16 protein-coding genes are annotated in these 25,083 nt (G+C 43.4%); 14 read left to right on the plus strand and 2 right to left on the minus strand.

Features of this window, described 5'->3' with window-relative positions:
- Positions 1–196 precede the first annotated feature (196 nt).
- From IDJ76_RS09205 to IDJ76_RS09255, 11 genes are all read left to right on the plus strand, one after another.
- Complete coding sequence (locus IDJ76_RS09205; RefSeq protein WP_191163006.1) at positions 197–3,373, plus strand: SusC/RagA family TonB-linked outer membrane protein; 3,177 nt, start codon at positions 197–199, stop codon at positions 3,371–3,373.
- Between the two features lie 18 nt (positions 3,374–3,391).
- A complete protein-coding gene (locus tag IDJ76_RS09210) occupies positions 3,392–5,119 on the plus strand; it encodes a RagB/SusD family nutrient uptake outer membrane protein (protein WP_191163007.1) in 1,728 nt (575 codons plus the stop codon).
- Positions 5,120–5,245: 126 nt separating this feature from the next.
- Positions 5,246–8,833 carry a VCBS repeat-containing protein gene (locus IDJ76_RS09215; protein WP_191163008.1) on the plus strand — a complete coding sequence of 1,196 codons (3,588 nt, stop codon included), beginning with the start codon at positions 5,246–5,248 and terminating at the stop codon, positions 8,831–8,833.
- A gap of 41 nt (positions 8,834–8,874) precedes the next feature.
- Positions 8,875–10,704, plus strand: coding sequence for a family 16 glycoside hydrolase (locus tag IDJ76_RS09220; RefSeq protein WP_191163009.1), 1,830 nt, complete (start codon positions 8,875–8,877; stop codon positions 10,702–10,704).
- 8 nt (positions 10,705–10,712) lie between these two features.
- On the plus strand, positions 10,713–12,650 hold the full coding sequence (locus IDJ76_RS09225; RefSeq protein ID WP_191163010.1) for a c-type cytochrome: 1,938 nt from the start codon (positions 10,713–10,715) through the stop codon (positions 12,648–12,650).
- Positions 12,651–12,661: 11 nt separating this feature from the next.
- The gene (locus tag IDJ76_RS09230; protein WP_191163011.1) at positions 12,662–13,429 is read left to right on the plus strand and encodes a 3-keto-disaccharide hydrolase; all 768 of its coding nucleotides are present in this window, start codon (positions 12,662–12,664) and stop codon (positions 13,427–13,429) included.
- 34 nt (positions 13,430–13,463) lie between these two features.
- Positions 13,464–13,625, plus strand: coding sequence for a hypothetical protein (locus IDJ76_RS09235; protein ID WP_191163176.1), 162 nt, complete (start codon positions 13,464–13,466; stop codon positions 13,623–13,625).
- Positions 13,626–13,660: 35 nt separating this feature from the next.
- A complete protein-coding gene (locus tag IDJ76_RS09240; RefSeq protein WP_191163012.1) occupies positions 13,661–15,283 on the plus strand; it encodes a DUF5597 domain-containing protein in 1,623 nt (540 codons plus the stop codon).
- Positions 15,284–15,435: 152 nt separating this feature from the next.
- A complete protein-coding gene (locus IDJ76_RS09245; RefSeq protein WP_191163013.1) occupies positions 15,436–16,638 on the plus strand; it encodes a PQQ-dependent sugar dehydrogenase in 1,203 nt (400 codons plus the stop codon).
- A 231-nt stretch (positions 16,639–16,869) separates the two neighbouring features.
- The gene (locus tag IDJ76_RS09250; protein ID WP_191163014.1) at positions 16,870–17,622 is read left to right on the plus strand and encodes a hypothetical protein; all 753 of its coding nucleotides are present in this window, start codon (positions 16,870–16,872) and stop codon (positions 17,620–17,622) included.
- Positions 17,623–17,688: 66 nt separating this feature from the next.
- Complete coding sequence (locus tag IDJ76_RS09255) at positions 17,689–17,868, plus strand: hypothetical protein (protein ID WP_191163015.1); 180 nt, start codon at positions 17,689–17,691, stop codon at positions 17,866–17,868.
- A 10-nt stretch (positions 17,869–17,878) separates the two neighbouring features.
- Here the strand turns inward: IDJ76_RS09255 and IDJ76_RS09260 are convergent, their stop codons facing one another.
- Positions 17,879–18,343 carry a GNAT family N-acetyltransferase gene (locus IDJ76_RS09260; RefSeq protein ID WP_191163016.1) on the minus strand — a complete coding sequence of 155 codons (465 nt, stop codon included), beginning with the start codon at positions 18,341–18,343 and terminating at the stop codon, positions 17,879–17,881.
- Between the two features lie 440 nt (positions 18,344–18,783).
- Here IDJ76_RS09260 and IDJ76_RS09265 point away from each other — a divergent pair, with 440 nt between their 5' ends.
- Both IDJ76_RS09265 and IDJ76_RS09270 read left to right on the plus strand, forming a co-directional pair.
- Positions 18,784–21,933, plus strand: a complete 3,150-nt coding sequence (locus IDJ76_RS09265; RefSeq protein ID WP_191163017.1) for a SusC/RagA family TonB-linked outer membrane protein — start codon at positions 18,784–18,786, stop codon at positions 21,931–21,933.
- A gap of 19 nt (positions 21,934–21,952) precedes the next feature.
- Positions 21,953–23,440, plus strand: a complete 1,488-nt coding sequence (locus IDJ76_RS09270; protein ID WP_191163018.1) for a RagB/SusD family nutrient uptake outer membrane protein — start codon at positions 21,953–21,955, stop codon at positions 23,438–23,440.
- A 72-nt stretch (positions 23,441–23,512) separates the two neighbouring features.
- On the opposite strand, the gene IDJ76_RS09275 is transcribed toward IDJ76_RS09270, so the two are convergent.
- Positions 23,513–23,746, minus strand: a complete 234-nt coding sequence (locus IDJ76_RS09275; RefSeq protein ID WP_191163019.1) for a hypothetical protein — start codon at positions 23,744–23,746, stop codon at positions 23,513–23,515.
- Between the two features lie 307 nt (positions 23,747–24,053).
- Between IDJ76_RS09275 and IDJ76_RS09280 the strand changes: the two genes are divergently transcribed.
- Positions 24,054–24,953, plus strand: coding sequence for a hypothetical protein (locus IDJ76_RS09280; RefSeq protein WP_191163020.1), 900 nt, complete (start codon positions 24,054–24,056; stop codon positions 24,951–24,953).
- Positions 24,954–25,083: the final 130 nt, after the last annotated feature.

The raw sequence follows: 25,083 nt of genomic DNA on the forward strand, positions 1-25,083 counted from the left end.
GCTCCACTTTTTAATGATGATTTTTATTTTATCTATAAAACGTTGTAAATCAGTTTTATATGATGTGTTAACATTTGTGGTATAAACGTTAACATTTGTGGCATCCCTTAAACAAACGTCATTATATCTTTATTCCGATTAATAGGCTACCCTCCACAGCTTGTAAATCACAAACCAATTAAACCTAACATTAAGTATGATGAGAAAACTACAAATTAAAGATTTTGTGGTAATGATCGTTTTAAGCTTATCAATGTTGATAAGCACGATCGGTTATGCCCAAACCCGGCAGATCACAGGTTCGGTAACCGCTGCGGACGGTACTGTACCCGGCGCAACTGTTTCACTGAAGGGTACGACCACCGGCACCATGACGGATGCTAACGGTGCATTTAAACTATCCGTACCAACTACCGGTACACTTGTTATTAGCGGCGTTGGCTACAAACCACGCGAAGTAGAGCTTACCGTAAGCAATACTTATGCTATCCGCGTTGAATCTAACGTAAGCGCTTTGAATGAGGTGGTGGTGATAGGTTACGGTACAGCAAAGCGTAAAGATCTTAACGGATCTATAAGTTCTGTAAGTGCCGAGACGATTGCAAAATTACCCGTGCCAACTTTAGAGGCGGCTTTACAGGGCCGTGCAGCAGGTGTGCAGGTAACTGCAAATGATGGTGCCCCGGGCGGTAACACCAACATCCTGATAAGGGGTGTGGGTAGTTTAGCCAGCGGTGGTAACAGCCCTTTATATGTGGTTGACGGTTACCCTATAGATGGTGGTATCAACAACTTTAACCCTAATGATATCGCGTCGATAGATGTATTGAAAGATGCTTCTGCAACAGCCATTTACGGTATTCGTGGTGCAAATGGCGTAGTTATCGTTACAACCAAAAAAGGGCGCAAAGATGGCGTTCAGCTAACGGTTGATGCCTATAACTCGTTCCAGATGAAACCTAAAAAATACGATCTGCTCAACGCACAGCAATGGGCCACCTTAGCAAATGAAGTGGCCGACGCTGAGCCTAATTTTGTGGAATTGCCGATCTGGCGTAATCCGGCCGGCTTAACCAATGCCGACTGGCAGAACGCCTTGTATCAAACAGGCCGTACACAAAATTACAGCATAGCCATCCGTGGCGGTAACGAGAAGTTACAATCAGCCACATCTGTTGGTTATTACGATCAAAAAGGTATTGTACTAGGTTCTTATTTTAAAAGGGTAACCCTGGGCCTTAACTTGGATTACCAGGCAACAAGCTGGTTAAAATCTAACACCAGTGCCAAATACACCTACCAGGTATCTAACAACCCTTACGGTACCGGTTCATTAGGGACCTTAACGCAGTTAGTGCCAACACTTGATGGCGGTAACAGTGCTACTAAACAGATAAGCGATGGTAATGGCAATTACGGCTTTTACAACCCGGATAACGCGTATGTGGCTAAATACAGCAACCCGGTTTACAATATTAAAACGAATGAGTATGAGAATATTGGTAACAACTTGCTCACCAATTCATCATTAGAGGCTACTTTATTGCCGGGCTTACGGATCAAAACAAATGCGGGTGTGCGCTTAAACACGTACTCGGGCTCATTCTTCCAGCCGGAAGATAGGCGTATCCAACAGCAATACCCTGCTGCTGTACCTACAAATGCTTTATACAGCCAGCGCCAAAACAATACTTTTGAATGGCTTTGGGAAAATACTATCGCTTATGACAAAACCATTGGCCAGCACGCCATTAGTTTTGTGGGTGGTGTATCTCAGCAAAGTACTTCTTTCACAGCTAACGGTGCCAGTGGTATCCCCAAAAATAGCGTGATAAGGGACTTAGCCCAATTGGATAACCTTATTTTTGATGTGCAGGGTAATGGTAAAACCATTACAACTCTGGCATCACAGTTTGCAAGGTTAACCTATAAGTTTATGGATCGTTACTCTATTAACGGTACAGTCAGGAGAGACGGTTCTTCTAAGTTTAGTAAGGATAATCAATATGGTGTGTTCCCGGTAGCGGGTGCAACCTGGCAGATAAAAAACGAGCCTTTTTTGAGGGATGTTAACTGGTTAACCGACTTGAAATTAAGAGGTAGCTACGGTAAAACAGGTAATCAGGGCTCTATTCGTCCTTTCCAGTACGAAGCGCTTTATTCGACAGGTTTACCTGCTGCAAGTAGTGGTAACTTAGGTTATCCGTTTAACAAATTATACCAGGGCGGTATCGCCCAGTTACAACCTGCAAATGACAACCTGAGATGGGAAACAGACTACCAGACAGATATTGGCATGGATGCGTCATTCCTAAACGGTGCTTTAAGCTTAACAGTTGATGTGTTTAAAAGAGATTCGAAAGATTTCTTGCTAACACTTGCAGCACCGGCGCAATCGGGTTACAATTTCATTACCCGTAACGTAGGTAGTATGGAAAATAAAGGTATTGAGGTTGCTGTTAACTATAACCACGCGTCAGGAAATTTCCGTTATGGTGTTGGTTTGACCTTCTCGGCTGTTAAAAACAAGCTGACCAGCTTAACTTCAGGAACCAACTTTGTAACTACTTTTGGCGGTTTAGCATTAACTGGCCCGGGATGGTCATCTAATACTTACACTAAAACCTATGTGGGTGGCCCGGTAGGCGAGTTTTATGGATACAAAACTTTAGGCATCTTCCAGACACAGGCGCAAATCACTGCATTAAATACAGTAGCCGCAGCTAAAAACCCTGCAAACCCGTATTACTACCAGGCAGCAACTGCTCCTGGCGACCGCATCTTTGCCGATACAAACGGCGATGGGCAGGTTACCATTGACGACCAGGTTAGCTTGGGTAGTCCCCTGCCGAAATTTTATGGAGGGTTAAATCTTGATGCTGCTTACAAAGCGTTTGATGTGAATGCTTACTTCTACGGTGTATATGGCAATAAAATTTTAAACTACCAGCAAAGTAATCTGCAGAGTTTCTCAAACAGGGGTTTCGTTGGTGTACAAAATGTTAGCCGCGAGTATTATGAAAACAGATGGACGCCAACCAATCCGTCTAACGTTTTTGCAAGGGCTACCTTTAACGATGCACAAACCCTGAGCAGCGTGCCTTCAAGCACCTGGATAGAAAATGGCAGTTTCCTGAAATTGAAGAATGTTACGGTAGGTTACACCTTACCAACCTCAATTGCTAACAGGGCAAGCCTGGCTAAAATAAGAGTATATTTTTCTACCCAAAACCTTTTCACAATTACAAGTTACACAGGTCTTGATCCCGAGATCGGTATCCAGGGCAGCAATGCAACCCAAAACGGTATCGACAACGGTACTTATCCGGGTTCTAAGTTTTACACGCTGGGTTTAAACGTAACTTTTAAATAAGAAAAAAACATAACAGACATGAAATTAAATAAGAAGAATATTAGCCTTTTAGCCTTATCAGCAGTGCTGATGATGCCTCTGGCTTGTAAGAAGGACTTTTTGTCGCAAACCAACCGTTTCAGCTCTAATGCATCAGCTACTTTCCAAAAGTCCGGTGATGTTGTGGCCCTGGTTAACAGCATTTATGATGGTTACCAAAATGCCGACTTACTGAAAAAAGCAATATGGTATTACGCTAATTTCCAAACGCATGATTTTTACAATTATGGAGCGGATGTAGCATGGAACAACTATCAGATCAATCCCGATTTTGGTGCGTTATCTGTATTATGGAACAATGCTTACATTACGGTAGCCCGTGCTAATGCCGCATTTGATATTATTACAAAGGCAAAGGCAGATGGTGTACTTACCGGCGCCCTTGCCGACCGCCTTACCGGCGAAGCTTACTTTTTACGCGGTATGACCTATTACTACCTTGCCGGTTCTTTTGGTGGTGTGCCTTTGGAATTAAAACCGATCACTGACGGTTTAACCCCGCGCAGCACGCAGGACGAGGTGTTTAAGCAAGTGGTATCTGATATGAAAATGGCCGAAGGTTTATTATTGTCTAAAACAACCCTGCCGGCGGCCGATCTGGGTCGTGCTACTAAAGGTGCAGCTTACGCCTACGAAGGTGCGGCACAAATGTGGTTGAAAGATTATAACGCAGCCCTGACAGCCTTTAATAATACCGAGCTTACTAATAATTATCATTTGTTACCCAACTTTGTTAATGTGCACGAATTTGATCATCAAAATAACGATGAATCGATATTCGAGATCCAGTTTGCAGTTTCCGGATCACAAAGCTGGGATGGCGGATGGCAAAACGGAGGCGAAGTTGCCTGGATAGATGACTTTAGCTGGCCGGAAGAGATCTCTAACTTCGGTTATGATTATGCTAACCCGGGCCTATGGTACTCTTACCAAACTGGCGATTTGCGCAAAGCGGTTACCGTTGTTGGCCCGGGCGATGAAAATAAAAGCCCCGGAATTATAGCAAAATGGGGTGGTATAAAAGGTTATCCATCTGTAGTAAGTGGTTTTGCCAGCGGCGATGCACGTTACAAAGGTACCGATGGTAAAGTTATAAATACGGTAGGTACCGCCGCGAAGCCTTGGTATGGTGTATCAGATCAACTACGTTCTGGGTACTACAATGCTAAAAAATGGCGCGATCCGCAACTTACAGGCGGTACAGGTAACCAGGTGATTTTCGGTTCTCAAAACCAGATCATGATGCGTTACGCAGAAGTATTAATTAGCAGGGCCGAGTGTAAAGTACGCACCGGTAATGCTGCGGGTGCTTTAGCCGATTTGAAAATTGTGCGCGACCGTGCGTTTGGTGGCACTGCTCCCGCAGTAATGCAGGATGGTGCCCGTTATGACGGGACTGCCGCTTCGCCGATAACCGACCCATTACAGATGGTATTGAGCGAGTACAGGCATGAGTTGACTGCCGAGTATTCGGTGTTTTATGACTTGCGCAGGGCAGGGCCTGGTGTTGCTTCGGCATTTATCAAGGCAGCCTACGGTACCGATGCAACTACAACCCCGCAGCCTTATCCGTTTGGCCCTACCGCCGATGGAAAGCCGCATGGCGTATACCGTACTACACTGCCCGAAGGGCGCGACTTGTTGCCTATACCGCAGCAAGCAATTGGTCTTAATCCAAACCTTACCCAAAACCCGGCATATAAATAATATGCCGCTCGCTAAGAGGCTTTCCTGAGCAATCAGGAAGGCCTTTTTGGGTTTAAACAATTTTCTAATAATCCCTAAAATGCAAATTGTAAATACAATATGCATCAATAATGCTATCTTGATTACATGAAGATATTCTACAATTGTATTATCATTTTTTGTTTAGCCGGATTGGGATCCTGTAAAAATAAAACGCAGTTCCAAAAAATATCTTCGTCACATTCCGGTATCGATTTTAACAATCTCATTACCGAAAATGATTCTATTAACCCGCTGGATGTCGTAAACGTTTACAACGGCGGCGGCGTAGGCATCGGCGATTTTAATAATGACGGTTTGCAAGATATTTACTTTACCGGCAATATGGTTGCCAGTCAATTGTACCTCAATAAAGGTGATTTTAAGTTTGACAATATTACCGAAACAGCAGGTGTTGGCGGCCAGGGCCGCTGGAGCCGTGGCGTCAGCGTTGTAGATATCAATAACGATGGACTGATGGATATTTATGTTTGTAATACCATTAACCCTGACAGTACAAAGCGGCAAAATTTCCTGTACATCAATCAGGGGGTAGATAAAAATAACCTACCGTATTTTAAAGACATGGCCCGTGCTTACCATTTGGAAGCCGGAACGCAGTCAACCATGGCCAGCTTTTTTGATTATGATAACGACGGCGACCTGGATATGTACCTCACCGTTAACAACGCCAATGCCAGCTACAACCCAAATGTATTTGGGCCGACTGCAAGCCGCGGCCCGCATATCGTTACGGGTCAGTTATTCCGTAACGATTGGGACGCTGTATCAGGCCATCCGGTGTTTACCGATGTTACCGTAGCTGCCGGAGTTACCATACCCGGCTTTGGTCACGCGGCTTCTACGGTAGATTTTAATGGCGATGGCTGGAAAGACATCTACATCTCAAACGATTTTATCTCCAATAATATCCTCTACATTAATAATCGTAACGGTACGTTTACCGATAGATCGAGAGAGTATTTCAAGCATACTTCGCTAAACGCGATGGGGCAGGATGTGGTAGACATTAATAACGATGGCCTTGCCGATGTTATTGAACTGGATATGAATCCCGCCGATAATTACCGCAAAAAAATGATGCTTTCGCCAAGCATGTACCAAACCTTCCAGAATTTCGACCAGTTTGGCTACCAATATCAATACGTACGCAACACATTACAAATAAACCAAGGGCCTAAGTTAGGCCAGCAGGATACCATTGGAAACCCGGTGTTTAGCGAGGTGGGCTTTTTAAGCGGAATTGCCCAAACCGACTGGAGCTGGACACCCGTAGTTGCCGATTTTAATAACGACGGTTACCGCGATATGGTGATCACCAATGGCTTCCCCAAAGATGTATCTGACCGCGACTTTATGACCTACCGGCAGCAGGCTTATGCAGTGGCATCAAAAGAAACAGTGTTGAAACAGATCCCGGAGATCAAGATCCCAAATTACGCGTTCCAAAATAACGGGGATATTACCTTTAAAGATGTAAGCAAAGACTGGGGTTTGGATATCCCAACATTTTCTAACGGTGCAGTTTATGCCGATCTGGATAATGACGGCGCACTTGATATGGTGATCAACAATGTGAATGATGAAGCACTTGTTTATCGCAATACCGCAAGGGACGATCAAAAGAATTTTAATACCACCCATTACCTGCGAATAAGCTTTAAAGGTGATGAGCAAAATGTAAACGGGCTGGGCGCGCTGGTAAATATTTACTATGATAAAAGCCGGCAACAGGTTTACGAAAACACCCCTTATCGCGGTTACCTGTCATCGGTACAAAACATTGCCCACTTTGGTTTGGGTAAAATAACCAGGGTCGATTCTATCCTGATCAAATGGCCAAACGGCAAAGAGCAACGGCTTACCAATGTAAAGGCTGATCAAAAAATTAGGGTGGACATAGCCAATGCGGTAAGTAAGCCTGCTACGGTTCAGCCAATTTTGGCCACCGGTTCGTTATTTAAAGAGGTGACAGATGCGGTAGGCGTTCACTTTGCACACAAATCGGCAACCTTTCTTGATTTTAACGTGCAAAAACTTTTGCCGCACAAGCTGTCTGATTACAGCCCCGCGCTGGCTGTGGGCGATATTAATAACGACGGCTTGGATGATATGGTAGTTGGCGGCGATTCTTATAACCAGGCACAGCTATTTTTTCAGCAGGCGAATGGCAAATTCACGCAGCGCAACTTGCTGCCCGGCACCACTTTCCCGCCGATTCTGTTTAAAGATGCTGGCTTGCTATTGTTTGATGCCAATGCTGATGGTACGCTGGATCTGTATGTAGCCAGCGGCGGTTACGAAGCCAAACCCGGCGATAAGGAATACCAGGACAGGCTGTATCTTAACGACGGTAAAGGTAATTTTAAGCTCGCAGCGGATGCCGTTCCTGCCAATTTTACAAGTAAGCTTTGCGTACGCGGGTTTGATTATAATAAGGATGGCAAGCTGGATCTGTTCATTTCGGGCAGGGTAAAGCCGTGGCAATACCCCAAGCCGGTATCCAGCATCATTTTACGTAACGATAGCCAAAACGGTGTTGCCAAATTTACAGATGTAACGGCAGATGTTGCCCCAGCTTTAAAAAATATCGGGTTAGTTTGCGATGCACTTTTTACCGATTTTGATAACGATGGCTGGCCCGACCTGGTCTTGGCCGGCGAATGGATGCCGGTAACTTTCCTGAAAAACGAACAGGGTAAGTTTAAAAATGTTACTGCCACCACGGGTATTGCCGGCAAGTTTGGTTGGTGGAATTCGATAATCGCAGGCGATTTCAGGCACACCGGCCGTATAGATTACATTGTGGGGAATGTTGGGCAAAACAGCCTGATGCAGGCTACCGACGAATATCCTGTTTATATTACCGCTAAGGATTTTGATAACAGCGGCGCCTACAGTGCAGTACCATCAATATTCCTGCTTGATAAGGCCGGTAATAGGAAGGAATATCCCGTACAGGGCCGCGACGATATGGTAAAGCAGATGATCAGCATGAAGAAAAAGTACACCAACTACACTTCTTTTGCTACAGCTACCATGAATGATATTCTTACACCCGAGCAGCGCAAGGGAGCTTTAAGATTAAAAGCAAATATGCTAAAATCCTGCTACGTGCGTAACGATGGTAACGGCAAGTTCACGCTTATCCCTATGCCAATTGCAGCCCAGGTATCAGCCATTAACGGGATGGAAACCGGAGATTTTGACGGCGACGGCAACCTGGATTTAATAATGAACGGGAACGATTTCGGTACCGAAGCGTCCATCGGCCGCTACGATGCCCTGAATGGCCTAATGTTAAAAGGCGATGGAAAGGGGGGCTTTAAACCTTTAAGTATTTTACAAAGCGGCATCTATATACCGGGCGATGGCAAGGCTTTAGTAAAGTTACGTGATAGTAAGGGGCAGGTGCTGTTGGCCGCCAGCCAGAATAAGGACTTTATGAAGCTATTTAAGTGGAAAGCAAAAGCTAATACCATACCCGTGCAACCTAATGATGCCTATGCTTTGGTGAAATACAAAAACGGGCAAACAGAGAAACAGGAATTTTACTTTGGTGCATCATTTTTGTCCCAGTCGGCCAGGTTTATCAACATCACAGATAAAATGGAAAACATCATCGTGGTAGACAATAAAGGCAATAAGCGGGGACTTACCAACATTAAAAAGTAAGCACTTAAAAATCTTAAATTATAGTTAAAAATCTTAAAAAAATGATCTACAAAAATTATAAAGCGATTTATCTTGCTTTTTGGCTTTTAGCTTTTGCCGGCGCAGGTAGTAGCTATGCGCAATCGCTTAATAATCCGGTCGCGCTAAATGATCTGAGCGCATTTGCCGCCCCTCCCAAAAACTGGGAAATAGCGGGTGGCGTTCACGCCGATCTGGATAAGGATAACCAAATGCAGGTAATCAAAGGCAGTGGTATTTTAGTGAATCGTTTTGATGAAAAAAACATTGGCAGGGATCTTTATTTTAACTTGCAGCACGGAGATATCGACCTGGAGATGGATTACGCTATGGCCCGTGGTTCCAATTCCGGTATTTATTTACAAGGCCGTTATGAAATCCAGTTACTGGATAGTTGGGGTGCCATTAACCCTAAAGCAGGCGATAACGGCGGTATTTATGAGCGTTGGGACGATGCGAAGGCCGAAGGGATGAAGGGCTACGAAGGCCATGCGCCACGGCAAAATGCCAGCAGGGCGCCTGGCTTATGGCAGCACGTCCGTATTTCATTCCAGGCACCAAAGTTTGATGGAAATGGCGTGAAGATAGCTAATGCAAAAATGCTTTACTTATGGCTAAATGGCGTAATGATACAGGAAAATGTAGAGCTATCCGGCCCTACCCGGGGTGCGTTTGATAACAAAGAAAGCGCCTTGGGCCCGCTGCGTTTACAGGGCGATCATGGTGCCATAGCGTTTAAAAACATCAGTTATACCAATTTTAATAAACCGCACCCTACGGTAGCTAATCTTAAATACGCTGTTTACAAAGGTGATTTTACGGTAGAGCCTAATTATAAAACTATTAAGGCTGAAGCGCAGGGTGTTACTCCAATGCTTACATCTAACGAAGTTAAACTGGCCAACGAGTTTTTATTAAAGTACACAGGAATCTTGCACGTTAACGAGGCAGGCGAATATACGTTTAAACTAAGCGTGCCAGGGGGCAAAGGTGGTTTGAAAATTAATAGTGCAACCGTTGTTACCGCTAATGGTTTTAGAGGTACAGGAACAATGGCCTTACCCGCCGGTGATCTGCCATTTGAGATCGTTTATATAAAGAATGTTGATTGGGCAAAGGCCGCTTTGGGTCTTACGGTATCGGGGCCGGGTGTGCGTGAGTACCTGCTGAGCGATGCCAATGTAAGTTCTAATGATGCTGTTGACCCAATATTGATCAACGCGACAGAGAATACCATTTTGCGCAGTTTTACGGATGTGCCCGGCGGCATCAGGGTTACCCACGGGGTAGGTGTGGGTAGTGTTGAGCAGTTACATTACACGTATGATATGGACAAAGGCATGATCGTGCAGATATGGCGGGGCGGATTTTTGGACGCCACCCCAATGTGGCACGAGCGTGGCGACGGTTCATCAAAGCCTGCAGGGTCTGTTCAGTACCTGGGTAAACCATCACCGGGCATAACAAAGCTTGCAGATGCGAATGCTGCATGGCCCGCAGATACTAATAGTACTGGCTACAAGCCCAAGGGTTATACGTTGGATGCTGATAGCCGGCCCACTTTTAAATATATTATTTACGGAGCAACCGTTAGTGATGCAAGTATAGTAATGCCAGCGGGTCAGGGCCTTCATCGTGAAGTAAGCGTATCTGTGCCGATAGCCAACTTATATATGCGCCTTGCATCAGGTTCAAAAATAGAGATGCTTAAGCCGGGCTTATACTCCATAGATGACCGATACTACATCCGGGTGGATGAGGGCAATGAGAAGCCTGTAACCCGTATTGTCGGTGGAATGCAAGAGCTAATTATACCGGTACTGAAAAAGGTAACTTATTCAATCATTTTTTAAAAATAGCCATGAGGAATTTATTAAAGCGAATGATGAACAAGGTTTTATTTTTTGCCACTGTTGTTATACCATTTTTTTGCATCAGTCAGCGTGCACTGGCACAAGCTGAATCACCTAAAGAGGATGATTTTTTTAAGATCATGAAAGTGCCCGCTCCGGAGGGCACCATATTAGAAGTAGGCGGCCTTTGCACTTTGCCAAATGGCAGTTTGGCTGTCACCACCCGCAGGGGTGATATCTTTATAGTTGAGAATCCTACCAGCCAGCGGCCATTTTTCCGCAAGTTTGCGTCGGGTTTGCACGAGGTTTTAGGTGCAGCTTACAAAGACGGGGCTTTATATGTGGTGCAGCGTGGCGAGCTGACTAAACTGGTAGATACAAATATGGACGGTAAAGCCGATGTGTTTGAAACGGTTTATGCCTGGCCTTTATCCGGTAATTACCATGAGTACAGTTTCGGGCCTAAGATCGCGCCGGACGGGTCTTTTTTTGTAACCCTTAACCTGGGTTTCCCGCCAGACTGGTGGCACCCAAAAAGCTTTGTTCCTTACCGTGGTTGGGCGCTTAATATTACCGAAAGTGGTGTGGTTACCCCTTGGGCGGCAGGTTTCCGTTCGCCATGTGGTATTAGCATGATAGATGGTGAACTGTGGTATAGTGATAATCAAGGCGACTGGGTAGGCTCGGGCAGTATTATGCCCGTTAAAAAAGGAGCCTTTATGGGCCACCCGGCCAGTTTGGTATGGACTAGTTTGCCAAATTCTCCTTTAAAGCTAACCCCGGAAGAATTCTTTGCGAAGAACAACCCGAGGATAGAGTTTGATAAAAGTGGCCAGCCATTTAAACCGCAAAACATCGTTAACGAAAAATACCGTACAGAAGTTGATGCCAAACGAGATATACCGGCATTACAACTACCTGCGGTTTGGTTGCCACACGGCATCCTCGGGATATCTAATTCTGAGATCGTTAAAATTCCGGAAGGGACATTCGGGCCTTTTGCGGGGCAGTTGTTGGTTTGTGATCAGGGCCAGAGTATGATCGACCGTATCTTTATGGAAAAAGTGAATGGCGAATACCAAGGTGCAGCCTGGGCTTTCCGAAGCGGATTTCAGTCCGGAATAGTGCGCTTGGCCTGGTTGCCGGATGGGTCATTAGCCGCGGGCGAAACTAACAGGGGCTGGGGTTCGGCAGGTGAGGCCACCATGGGTTTGCAGCGATTAATATGGAACAACCATATCCCTTTTGAAATGCGTGCCATCCGCGCAATGCCCGATGGTTTTGAAATTGAATTTACCAAGCCGGTTGAAAGGAAGGTTGCTGAAGATATCGCCTCATATTCTGTAGAAAGCTTTACTTACAAATACCACGGCGTATACGGTAGCCCGCCGGTAGGTAACCAAAAATGTGCGGTGACCGGCGTTAAAGTATCTGACGATGGCTTGCGTGCGCGAATTGTGGTGAGCAACCTGCGCAGCCGCTTTATACATACCATTACCCTTGATGGTGTACGCGATAAAGAGAAATACTTTAACCTGGTTCATCCAACAGCTTACTATACGTTAAATAATATCCCTGAAGGAAAAAAACTAAGTTTAACGGAAGTAAGTGTCAAGAATTCAAAGGCTGCCGTAAAATCTGCAAAGTCAGCTCCGGTAATGAAGGGAGCAATAGTGGCGGCAAATAAAGTGCCGTCATATGATGAAATTAAACCGTTGCTGGTAAAAAACACATGTTCTGCATGCCACAATCCAGATAATAAACAGGTTGGCCCTGCTTTTAAAGATATCGCTAAACGCAGGTATAGTGTAGAACAGATTATAGCGTTGATCAAAAACCCTAAGCCCGAACACTGGCCCGATTACTCGACCCCGATGCCGCCTATGCCGCAGGTTGCTGCAGCGGATGCCCGTAAGATAGCCACATGGATAAGGTCGCTTAAATAAAAACATACAAAATGAAGAATAAATTGATCATAATAATTTTGTTTACAGCGGCATCTTTATCGGCGACTGCACAAACCGGTAAACCCGAAGCAACCGAAGTTTGGGCTCCCATTCCGAGAGTGGTTACAGCTGCCGAAAAAACCGGAGCTGCCCCCTCAGATGCTTTAATACTATTTGACGGTAATACTCTTGATGAGTGGGTGCTGACGAATGACAGCACTTTAACCCGCAAATGGAATGTTGCGGGCGGTATCATAACAGTAGATAAAAAGGCCGGTGACCTGCAAACCAAGCGAAAATTTACAGATTTTCAACTGCATATCGAGTATCGGATCCCTGCGGATATTACAGGCAGCGGGCAGGCGCGTGGCAATAGTGGTATATTTTTAGCCGCGCTACCTTGGGGTGCAGGCGGTTACGAATTGCAGGTGCTGGATAACTACAACAACAAAACCTATGTGAACGGGCAGGCGGGTAGCATATATAAGCAATCGCCGCCATTAGTAAATGCATGCCGTAAGCCCGGTGAGTGGAACGCCTACGATGTAGTATGGACCGCTCCACGTTTTAACGACGCCGGTACTTTAAAATCACCCGCGCGTGTAACAGTATTACACAACGGTATTTTGGTGCAAAATAATACCGTTTTATCGGGCGACACGCCTTACATCGGACAGCCGCAATACCGTAAACATGGTCCTGAGCCTATAAAACTACAAGCTCATGGCGATGATAGTAAACCAATAAGTTACCGCAATATTTGGGTGCGAAATCTTTAAGTTAAACTAAGATATAAATTTACAAACTACCATTATGAGCGTAATCATAGGCGAGAAAGAATTTATCAAGAACATAGGACAAGTTCAATACGAGGGCCAGGGATCAGAAAATCCATTGGCATTTCGCTGGTACGACGAAAACCTACTCAACTACGCCGCTGCCAACCGCGAACCGGTCACTACCAGCGGCAATTAGTTATACCTTGAGAATTTGATTAACAGATATCTATAATGATGATGAAACGGCAGTTTAAATATTTTTTGTTACTGATTTTTTTGGCGTTTGGTATTGCATCAACAGCGCAAACTCCTGATGTTAAAATGCCCAGGCTTGTAACAACCAACGGGCGGCACGCGTTACTGGTTGATGGGAAGCCTTTTTTAATACTGGGCGGGCAGGCGCACAATTCAAGTGCCTGGCCGGGTATGCTGCCGCAGGTTTGGAAAGCGATAGATAAGTTGCACGCCAACACATTGGAGGTGCCCATTTACTGGGAAAATATAGAACCTGAACAAAATAGGTTCAATTTTGCTGTTATCGATACGCTGTTAGCGCAAGCAAGGCAACACAATAAAAAGCTGGTTTTACTATGGTTTGCAACCTGGAAAAACGGTAGCAATCATTATATGCCCGCCTGGATGAAAAAAAATGCATCCAAATATCCTAACACCACCGGGTTAAAAGGGAAGCTGATTGATTCACCGTCGCCCAATGTAAATGCAACGCTCGATGCCGATATTGCTGCCTTTAAAGCAGTGATGGGACACCTTAAAGCTGCCGACTCACAACACACAGTTATAATGATGCAGGTAGAAAATGAACCTGGATCATGGGATACGATAAGAGACTATTCGCCGGTTGCCCAAAAAGTGTTCGAACAACAAGTGCCCGCAGCATTATTAACCCCTGCGGTTCTTAAAGAGTTGAAACATACTAATACAGCAAAAGGCACTTGGCAACAGGTTTTTGCAGATAATGCCGACGAGTATTTCCAGGCATGGTCAATAGCTACTTTTATAGGTAAAGTTGCTGCGGCCGGTAAAGCAATTTATCCGTTGCCTATGTACGTAAATGCCGCCCTGCGCGATCCGCTTACTGATCCAAAACCACCCTCTTATGAAAGCGGCGGCCCTACTGATAATGTATTGGCGTTGTGGAAAGCTGCCGCCCCTGCGATCGACCTTTTAGCACCAGATATTTATTTATCAGGCAGCGAGAAGATCTTAAAGGTCATTGAATTGTACGACCGGCCGGATAATGCACTTTTTGTGCCTGAAGCTGGCCTGGAACCGGAAAAAGCCAAGTATCTTTATTCGGTACTTGCACACGGCGGCATCGGCTTTTCACCATTTGGAATTGACGCCAATAATGCAGATGTGACAGACGAAGAACTGTCTGCGTCGCTACGTCCTTTTAGTCAGGATTACGCGGCACTCTCGGGAATGGCTGATCTGATGGCTGGCTGGGTTTATGAGGGTAAGGTAAGTGCCCTTGTTGAGCATGATGACCATTCCGAACAAACCCTTGACCTGGGCATGTGGCAGGCTAAAGTAGCTTTCGGTTCTATCGATCGTAATATAGTAAAGCCCAATGTAATCTCTACAGGCAGGGTAATTATTATAAAGCTGGCGCCAGATAGTTTTATTTTATTAGGCTCATTAGCCAATATCACCTTTAAGCCGTTAAAAGAAAATTCAGGCAAAGCCTGGCAATATTTAAAAGTTGAAGAAGGTATTTACCAAAACGGGACATTTAAATCGCTACGGGTACTCAACGGCGACGAAACGGATTGGGGAGGCCCGCGTTTTGATAGACGTACAACGGTTTTAAAGGTTGATCTGGTAGCCAGGTAGCATAAAGGTTGGTAGCAGAAATTTAAGTTTCAAAAGTATTCTGGCTATATTGCGGCTGCTAAGGTATACATCTATTGTAAAAAAGGTGTTGTATTTAAACATATGACCCACAACGCTGTACATTACTTGATAAATCACTCAAAATCACTATTATGTTTTCAAAAGTTTATAAACCTTTAATATTAGGCATCGCGCTAATATCATTAACTACCGCCGGCAGGGCACAAACCGGTGAGCCGGTAGAAAAAAATAAAGCAAATACTACTTACAAACCTGCTTTTGCCGGGCAAACCCGCATTGGTAGCGTTAAAACAAAAACGCTATATACCGTTACGGTTATCAATTCAGAACTGAAGGGCCCTTGGGGTATACATGCTTTGCCTGATGGCCGTTTACTAATAAGCGGGAAGCCTGGTACGATGCAAATATTAACTACTGCCGGCAAAGTTGTTAAAACTATTACGGGTTTCCCTGAGGTGCAGTTTCTAAGCCAGGGTGGTTTGCTCGACGTCAACATTGATCCAGATTTTACAAAGAACCGCATGATTTATTGGACTTATGCCCAGCCGGGTGCTGCAGGTGCAACCCTTGCAGTAGCTAAAGGGAAGCTATCAGCAGATGAAACAAAGCTGGAGAACGTTAAAGTTATATGGGAGGCTTATCCGCGTTACAAAGGCGCAGGGCAATTCGGCTCGCGTTTGGTGTTTGATAAACAAGGGAACATTTTTGTAAGCTCCGGCGACCGCCAGGCAAATGATATAAGGGTAAAAGCGCAGGACCTGAGTGCTACTACCGGTAAAATGATCCATATCACTAAAGATGGTAAACCGGTTTACAACAATCCGTTCATTGGTAAAGATGATGCCAAGCCAGAGATTTATGCCTTCGGTTTTCGCAACCCCGACGGACTTGCTGTTAACCCGGTAACCGGAGGCCTGTGGGAAGCTGAATTTGGCCCTCGTGGCGGTGATGAGATCAATTTGGTAAAGGCTGGCGGTAACTACGGCTGGCCATTTGTTACCTATGGTATTGAATATAGCGGTGAAAAGGTATATGACGGCATACAACAAAAGCCGGGTACTGTACAGCCGGTTTACTATTGGGATCCAGTTATTTCGCCGGGATGTATGATGTTCTATACAGGCAATATTGCCGAATGGAAGAATAACCTGTTTGTAGGCGGGTTAAGTGGACAACACATTATTCGCCTGATCATTAAAAATAACAAAGTTGTTGGTGAAGAACGCCTGCTTGCTGATAAAAATGAGCGGTGGCGTTGTATAACTACCGGAACAGACGGCGCAATTTATGCCGGGACCGATAATGGTAAATTATATCGGATCGCAAAGCAATAGTTTTATATTAATTGCGAGCTGGCTTGTTAAGCTGGCTCGCTTTGTTTTAAATTCCGCCCATTCTGCTTTCATTAAGTTGCTCAGCAAGGTTAACCTTTATCTGTCAGGTTCAATTGCACTTACTCCCATTATAAATGACCTTTGCAAGCTAAAGCCGTGCAAAAGTCGGGTTGTTTTTTTATTATATTTATAGCCTGATAATTATCATCCATAGATAGTGACACCCTGTTAATGAAGAGGTTCTTAATAATTGCCGTTTTTTTTTCATGTACAACAAAGGTTTTTGCCGATTCGCATAACCTTGATAGCCTTAAAACATTGCTACAGCTTACCACCAACGATTCTTTAAAGGCGGGGCTATACAAACAAATTGCCGCCGAATACCTGCAATATGATACTATAAAAAGCGCAGGGGTAAAGCGCTTTTACCAAAACGAAGCCCTAAACTATACCATGCTCGCTTTGCATAATTATACTTTTTATGCTGATACCCTCGGCGTGCGCACTTGTTTTGACTACTTGTCAAAGGTTTATCTGTCGCAAGCTAAGTACAGCCAGGCTAAGTGGTTTTTGCTCCAATCGAATAAAATATCTCGTGACCGAAATGATATTCCCGCCGTGATCTCCTCCCTTATCAAGCTGGCAACCGTTAAAATGAGCAACGAAGAATATAAACTTGCCCGGAGCGACCTGGATGAGGCTTTGCTTTTATCCACCAAAAATAAATTGCCGCAGTTTGAAGTTTTGGTTCACCAAAATTATGCCTATTTGTATAACCGCATGGGCGAAGAAGATAAAGGCGACCTTGCAACAGAACGTGCCTTGAAACTTACTGGGCTGTTAAAAACAGATGAGGCAGCTATGACCCTGGCATTGCAAAAAGCCCCAGATTATGTAATGCCTGGCAAACCGACCAGGAAAAGGCCAAAAGTATTGAAGACCAGCCCCATTAAAAACCTAAAATTAAAAGCTGTAAAAAATTAGGGTATAGTAACTAATGCCGATAAAACTATATGCTACATTTTATGTTAGCGATATAAATACACTAAAATGAATAATTTTTTCAGAGGGATTATTGCGGCTTGGGGCGCAAAAAAATTGGGTGGCGGTTGTTTTTCAACCATTGTTATATTTATAATTATCTACGTTCTTTTAGGCAAGTGTAACCAAAAGTCGAATGCGGCAGTTGTTTTACTCCCGGCGAAAGTGGTGACGGTTGTAAAAAGTTAATATCCTAAATTTAAGATTTAGTTAGCGGCTGCCTGATCATGTCGATATGCGGGATGCCGTCCTCGTCATAACCATCACCAACCGGCACAAATCCGAAAGAGGAGTAGAAGTTTACGAGATAGGCCTGTGCGCCTATTTTGATATCTCCATTACCAAACACTCTAGTGCATTCTTCAATTGCCCTATTCATCAGCAAGCGGCCAGAACCTGTGCCCCGGTTTTTGGAATTTGATACCACGCGCCCAATAGACATTTCTTCAAATGACAAACCCGGCGGTACCAGTCGGGCATAAGCCATTAGCTCACCATCGCCATCTAATATCATTAAATGGTGGCATTTTAAGTCTTTGTTATCAATATCCAGGTAAACGCAATTCTGCTCGACCACAAAAACCTCACTTCTTAAACGTAGAATGTTATAAAGCTGGTTAGTGGATAATTCGGAAAAGGGTTTTATAATGATGTTTAATTGCATTACAGATAATAAACGTTAAATATAGGTGCCTTTATTGAAAAAATATTCTGTTTTTTTTGGTTTTACTTAAAATGATTATGATATTACGCCCAATTCGAAAGCCCTCTCGAATTTTACAACAAAATTTTCTTTTTTTTTAACTAAACGATGTTATGTTGCTGCGTTTTTAAATAAAATCGGCTAAAACGATTTTTTACGCTTTTATTTTAGTGCTATTTCGCAAATATCTTTTTTTGACTCGCTCATTGGCGTTAATGAGATTGCTATATTAACAAAAAATTAAAAATTATTTATAATTTGGTCTTTATTATTAAAAATAATCACCGTTTTTGCTGTTATTATTGACGATTTGTTAATTTTTACCACTTTTTTTTGATAAATGTTTTTGTATTGTAAAAATATAGTTCTAATTTGACCCCATTAATTTTAACTTTTAACGCATGAAAAAAAAATTACTCAATTTTTTATTGGTTTTGCTATTATTAGGCACTCAAGCCTTTGCACAAACCAGAACGGTTACCGGTACAGTTACCGGAAAGGATGACGGAAAGCCGCTTCCCGGAGTTTCCGTAGTTGTTCAGGGTACCAGGGTGGGTACCCAAACCGGGCCCGATGGAACTTTTTCTATTAAGGTGTCCCCCGGTCAGGTAGTTGTATTTAGCTTTTTAGGTTTTACTACCTATTCAGTAACCCCGGGTGACGGCCGGTTAAATGTGTCGCTTGCCGGCTCCGCAAGTGCCTTGAATGAGGTTATAGTTACTGGTTACGGCGGCCCGACTACTAAACGGGATAACGTAGGTAGTTTATCATCAGTAAAAGGTAAAGATCTATCCCAACAACCGGTACAAAATTTTCAACAATCGTTAGGTGGCCGTGCTGCAGGTGTGCAGGTAACTATACCAAGTGGTGTTGTTAACGCTCCTCCGGTATTTCGTATCCGTGGTACAAACTCGATCAACCTAAGCTCACAGCCATTGATCATTGTTGATGGTGTTAGCTCAATTAGCGGTGATGTTAGCCCAACTAACTCAACCGGTAACGCATTGGGTAACATCAACTCTGAAGATATAGAGAGCGTCGAGATTTTAAAAGATGCCGCTGCAACTGCCATTTATGGTAGCCGTGCGGCAAACGGTGTAATTGTGGTAACTACTAAAAAGGGTAAAAAAGGTAAAACACTGGTGAGTTTTGACAGCTGGATCGGATCGGCCAAGGCAATCAGATTACCTAAAGTACTGGATGCATTCCAATACACAGATATTAAGAACGAAGCGTTAAGGAACGCCGGTTTATATAATACCGGTGCTGCTACGTCAACAGCACCAACCCGTTTTTACAGCCTGTTCAATGATGCTAACGGTAGCCCAATCAATACTAATTGGAATGATTATGTATACCGTACCGGTGTAACTACTAACAACACAGTCAGCATGAGCGGGGCCAACGATAATACCAGTTATTACATGTCGGCTAACTATAGCAAGCAAAAAGGTATTTTGCAGGGTAACGAATATGGCAGAAGAAGCTTACTTGCAAATGTTGATCACCGGGCAAGCAAATATGTAACTTTAGGTGGTAAGATCAACTACTCTAATGAGCGTAACTATGCATCGGCAAGTACGGGTTCAGTTTCAGGTGGTGCATATGGTACTGAAGGCTTGGGCCGTATCGTATTGGTATTGCCGCCAAATATTTCGCCGTACAATAACGATGGCAGCTATAACTTAAACGGTAGCGCCATCGGTACACAAGGCAATACCAACATTGGCGTTACCTACCCTAACATTTTGCCTATTTTGGATCTTAACCGTTCAAACAACGAAGTTCAACATATCGCGTCAAACGTTTATTTCCAGGTTAAGCCATTATCGTGGATCACTTTAAAGACTTTATACGGTATTGATTATATCTTTTCTGATGGTGATATTTTTAATAACCCTATACAAGGTAATGGTAATCCAACAGGTAGTGCTACGGGTATTTATACTAAATATAAAAACTACACCTGGACCAACACAGCTCAATTTGCACACACGTTTGGTATTAAGAACAACGTATCATTATTAGTAGGTAATGAGCAAGTACGCAACACAACCGAAGGTTTTGGTTTAGCGCGCTCGGTATTGTCTGATCCTGCATTTAATGTTTTGCAGGCAGGCTTTACAACTAATGCCGCTTCGAACTTACAAATAACCGAAAACTACCTGGTGTCATTCTTTGGCCAATTAAGTTATGACTTTGATAAAAAGTACTTTCTTTCTGCTACAATCCGTAAAGACGGTTACTCTGCGTTTGGCCCTTCTAAAAAATACGGCTACTTCCCGGGTGGTGGTTTAAAATGGGATGTTGCACGCGAAGGTTTCTGGAGTGCGATCAAAGCTGATAAGATTTTCAGCAGCTTCCAGTTAAGGGGTAGCTATGGTAAAGTTGGTAACAACGCAGGGTTAGGCAACTTTGCTCCAATCAGCTTCTACTCATCTGGGGTATACAACACCAACCCAACCTTAGCACCATCACAAACAGGCAACTCACAGTTAGCCTGGGAAACCAGCAAGAAATTGGATCTGGGCGTTAACTTTGGCTTATTTAATGATAAGATCACAGCCGAGGTTGCTTATTACAAAAATGATATTACCGGTTTGATATTTAACGTACCACAAGCACCTTCAGCAGGTTTGCCTTCAAACCCGTTATTAAACGTAGGCTCGATGTATAACAAAGGCTTAGAGGTAACTTTAAACGCCGATGCAGTACGCACACCAGACTTTACCTGGACGCCATCGTTCAATATCAGCTTTAACACAAATAAAGTTACCGGTTTGGCACCAGGTTTAACCAGGTTGTTGGGTACCACATCAGATTTGGAAACCACAAACATTACAGAGGTTGGTCAATCTTTATCTAATCTGTATATAGTGCGTACCCATGGTGTTGACCCAGCAACAGGCCGCCGTATATTTGTAAACGGCGCAGGGCGTGATGTTTACTTTGATTTTTACGGAGCCAACCGTTGGACTTATGCCGACGGTTCAGTAGCCCCTGCAATTTCACAAGCGTCTGATGCGGTTAATTATAAACAATCTCAGGTTAAGGGTTTTGGTGGTTTAACCAATACATTCCGTTACAAAGATTTTGACTTGAATTTCTTGTTAACCTTCCAATTCGGTGGCAATTTATATTACGGTACGGGTTCAGGTTTATTAGATCAACGTTTCTGGAACAACACGGTTGATGTATTGAACCGCTGGACGGCTCCTGGACAGATCACTAACATCCCTGCTGTTAAATATAATGATAACATTTCTAACGGTTCGACTATGCCGTTGGATATCCATGTATACAGCTCAAACTTCATCAAACTTAAATCAGCCAATCTGGGTTACACCTTACCAAAAAGTTTAACCACTAAAGTTGGTATCAGTAATATCCGTTTTTATGTAAGCGGTTATAACCTGCTATTGTTCACTAAATACCCGGGTCCGGATCCGGAAGTGTCATCAAACGGCACAGCTAACGCAAGCCAGGGTGTAGATCGCAACACTGCAGGTAACCAAAGAACGCTTACCGCAGGTTTATCGGTTAAGTTTTAAACAATAATTTTAACATAAAATGAAAAAGAAAATTATATTGATGTTGGCGATGGGAGTAATGTTAAATTATTCTTGTCAAAAAGATAAGTTGTCGCCCGTTTCAAAAACAGCGGTGCCCAACGATGATAACCTATTGCAATTTAGCACCGCACCGCGCATACAGGCACAAGTTTTAGGTTTATATGCAAACTTAAGAAGCGGGGCATTTATGGGCGGCAGATTCCAGGTTTACCAGGAAATTAAAGCCGACAACTGGATCAACCTGAGCAATAACGGTGTTACCAACACTGCTACATGGAACCAAAGTGTTACAGGCACAACAAGCGAAGTGCAAAACCTTTGGTCGCAGGCATATTTTACCATAAACAATTGTAACCTGTTGATTGATGGTTTAGCAAAAAGCACGGGTGTTGTAACGCCGGCGGTATCTGCTAACTATGTTGCCGAAGCTAAGTTTATCCGTGCACTTAGTTACTATGATCTGTTGCAGCTTTACGCGCGCCCCTACTATGATGGTAGCGGTAGCAAACCAGGTGTTCCTTTGCGATTAACTGGTAACTCTGTTGCCGGTACTTATGATTTAGCGAGAAGTACTGTTGCTGAATGTTATGCGCAGGTGTTAAAAGATCTAAACGATGCAGAGGCTGCTTTACCTATTACTTACGCTGATGCTGCAACATACACCACCCGCGCACACCGTAACACAGCTATTGCTTTAAAAACAAGGGTTTACTTAACCATGCAGCAATACGCCAACGTAATCACAGAGGCTAATAAGATTGTAGGTACAACTGTTTTTAACTCAGATAACGGTACTGCACCTAAAGCGGGAATTAACAATGCTTTACAGGCCGATGTAACCAATGTGTTTAAAGCACCTTACACTACCACAGAATCAATTTTCTCGTTGCCGTTCCTTACAACAGAAACACCGGGCACACAAAACCAGTTAGGTTTTTACTTCTATAATAATGGTTCTGCTTTAAATGCTGAGTATTATTTAAACCCTGCCGGTGTTGTAGCTGATGCCAACTGGAAAACTACCGATAAGAGACGTGCGGGTTTTATCCAGGCGTCAACTAACGCGGCACGTTTAGGTTTCAGGTTCCTGGCTAAATATGCACAACCGTCGCCTTATACAGATTGGGCACCGGTTATCCGTTATGCCGAGGTATTGTTAAATTTAGCTGAAGCACGCGCAAGATTAAACGGTACAGATGCACAGGCTATTGCCCTACTAAACGCTATTCGTGGCCGGTCTGATGCAACTACTGTATTCACCGTAGCTAACTTTACAGCGGCTGGCTCTTTAGCAGATGCGATCTTACAGGAACGTAACATCGAGTTATTAGGTGAAGGTTTCAAAAATACTGATCTGGTACGTTTAGGTTTAACTATCCCTGCAAAAGCAGGTGGTGCACCAGCAGTTGCCCCATCATCAGCTAACTATATTTGGCCGATACCAAATAATGAGTTGTTGTACAATAAATTAGCTACGCCTAACTAATAAAGTAAATAGTTAATAATAGGCCCGGGGCACATCATTGTGCTTCGGGTTTTTTATTTAAAACAGATTTGTTTAAATGAATTTTTCGAGTTTATCGGCAATCAGGTGTACCAGTTTGTTATTTAAACTGCCGGGGTTTTTGCATACAGTAAGGCTTTCGTATGGGTCGGGATTAAAGCTCACCACCATTTTGTCGTCTGTAAAAATCTCAAACATGCAGTGGTCCCCGCCATGGTGCATATACTCCCTTACTTCAAACCCCAATTGCTGGTTGCCTTGCTGTATGCTAATGTCAAATCTTTCCATAGGTAGGGTTTTGTTTTATCTTTATAACCTTTAAGGTTACTTATTGTTGCAGGCTTTTATTAACAGGGGCAACTGTAGCAAGTTAATGGCAGGTTACGGGTGGAGATAAAATCGAGACAAAAGCACTCCGGCAGATAAATCTGTTGCACACCCTATTGTAAAATGTATTTTTGTTAAGAATATATACACCCACAACTATTTGAACCAACCTGTAACGCTTTCCCCGGTCAGTAAGCCATCAAATCCTGTTCTACCTGTAATTTTTGTACAGATGGGGCCTGGCAGGAGCTTGTTTTTTGATCATATATTGAAACAAGCGGTTCTTACCAATGGCAGGCAAAATATTTATATCCTAACCGATACCAATTTTGAGCTATACGCTGGGTATAACTGTGTTGACATATCTGCTTATGCAAAAGTTAACCGTCCTTTTGACGCGTTATATAAGCATCATTCTACCAACAGCTTTTTTTTTGAGAAAACATGTTTCGACAGGTGGTTTATAATTAATGACGTTATCCGCGACCACGGGATAGGCAACTTTGTTTACGCCGACTGCGATGTTTTGATATTGGAGGATCTTAAGCCGGTATATAACAATTTTATTAAAGATATATACGACGGCACTATGATGTTTTTTGCTGATGGTAAAAGCAGTATAACATCGGCACACACGTCTTTTTGGAATACCAAACTGCTTGCTGATTTTTGCAGTTTTATCACCGCCACTTATGCTGATAAAAAAGCTTTTGAAGATCTGCTTGAACGCACCCTTGCCGGTGAGTTTTACAATAACCGAAACGTATCAGATATGATATTGCTTGATGTTTTCCGCACGCACACGCAACCCAACACTCTGAACCTTTTATCGCTTGAAGACATGGACATTTGTTTCGATTTTAATATCGGCGCGGCTTTTAATGGATGCAACTATGTATTTGAGTTGAGCATTTATACGAACACTAAAAAAATAATAAGACAATCTAAAGGCCTGTTTGGTAAAGTGATAAATTGCGGTAGTATCGTTCATCCGCGGTTTTATACGCTTCATTTTCAAGGTTACCTGGCCAAAGCCCTGATACCGGTTAATTGTAACGCAAGGGGTTATTTTGGCGGTTGGCGCAATTACATCTTGGGTAATACCGAATTCTTGAAACGTAGAGCTACCGTCTTAAAAAACCGTTTAAAAGCATCATTCTTAAAATAACCCTTTTTTGCATCATATGGATTTAGAAATATTTGTTAATTTTATAGTTAAACTGCTTTTTGTTAAAACCAGAGTTTATTAGGCTAATTATTTTTAAGTTTGCAATCACCTATACCTTAACTAATACGGG

Source organism: Mucilaginibacter glaciei, from assembly GCF_014773245.1.
Lineage (GTDB): Bacteria > Bacteroidota > Bacteroidia > Sphingobacteriales > Sphingobacteriaceae > Mucilaginibacter > Mucilaginibacter glaciei.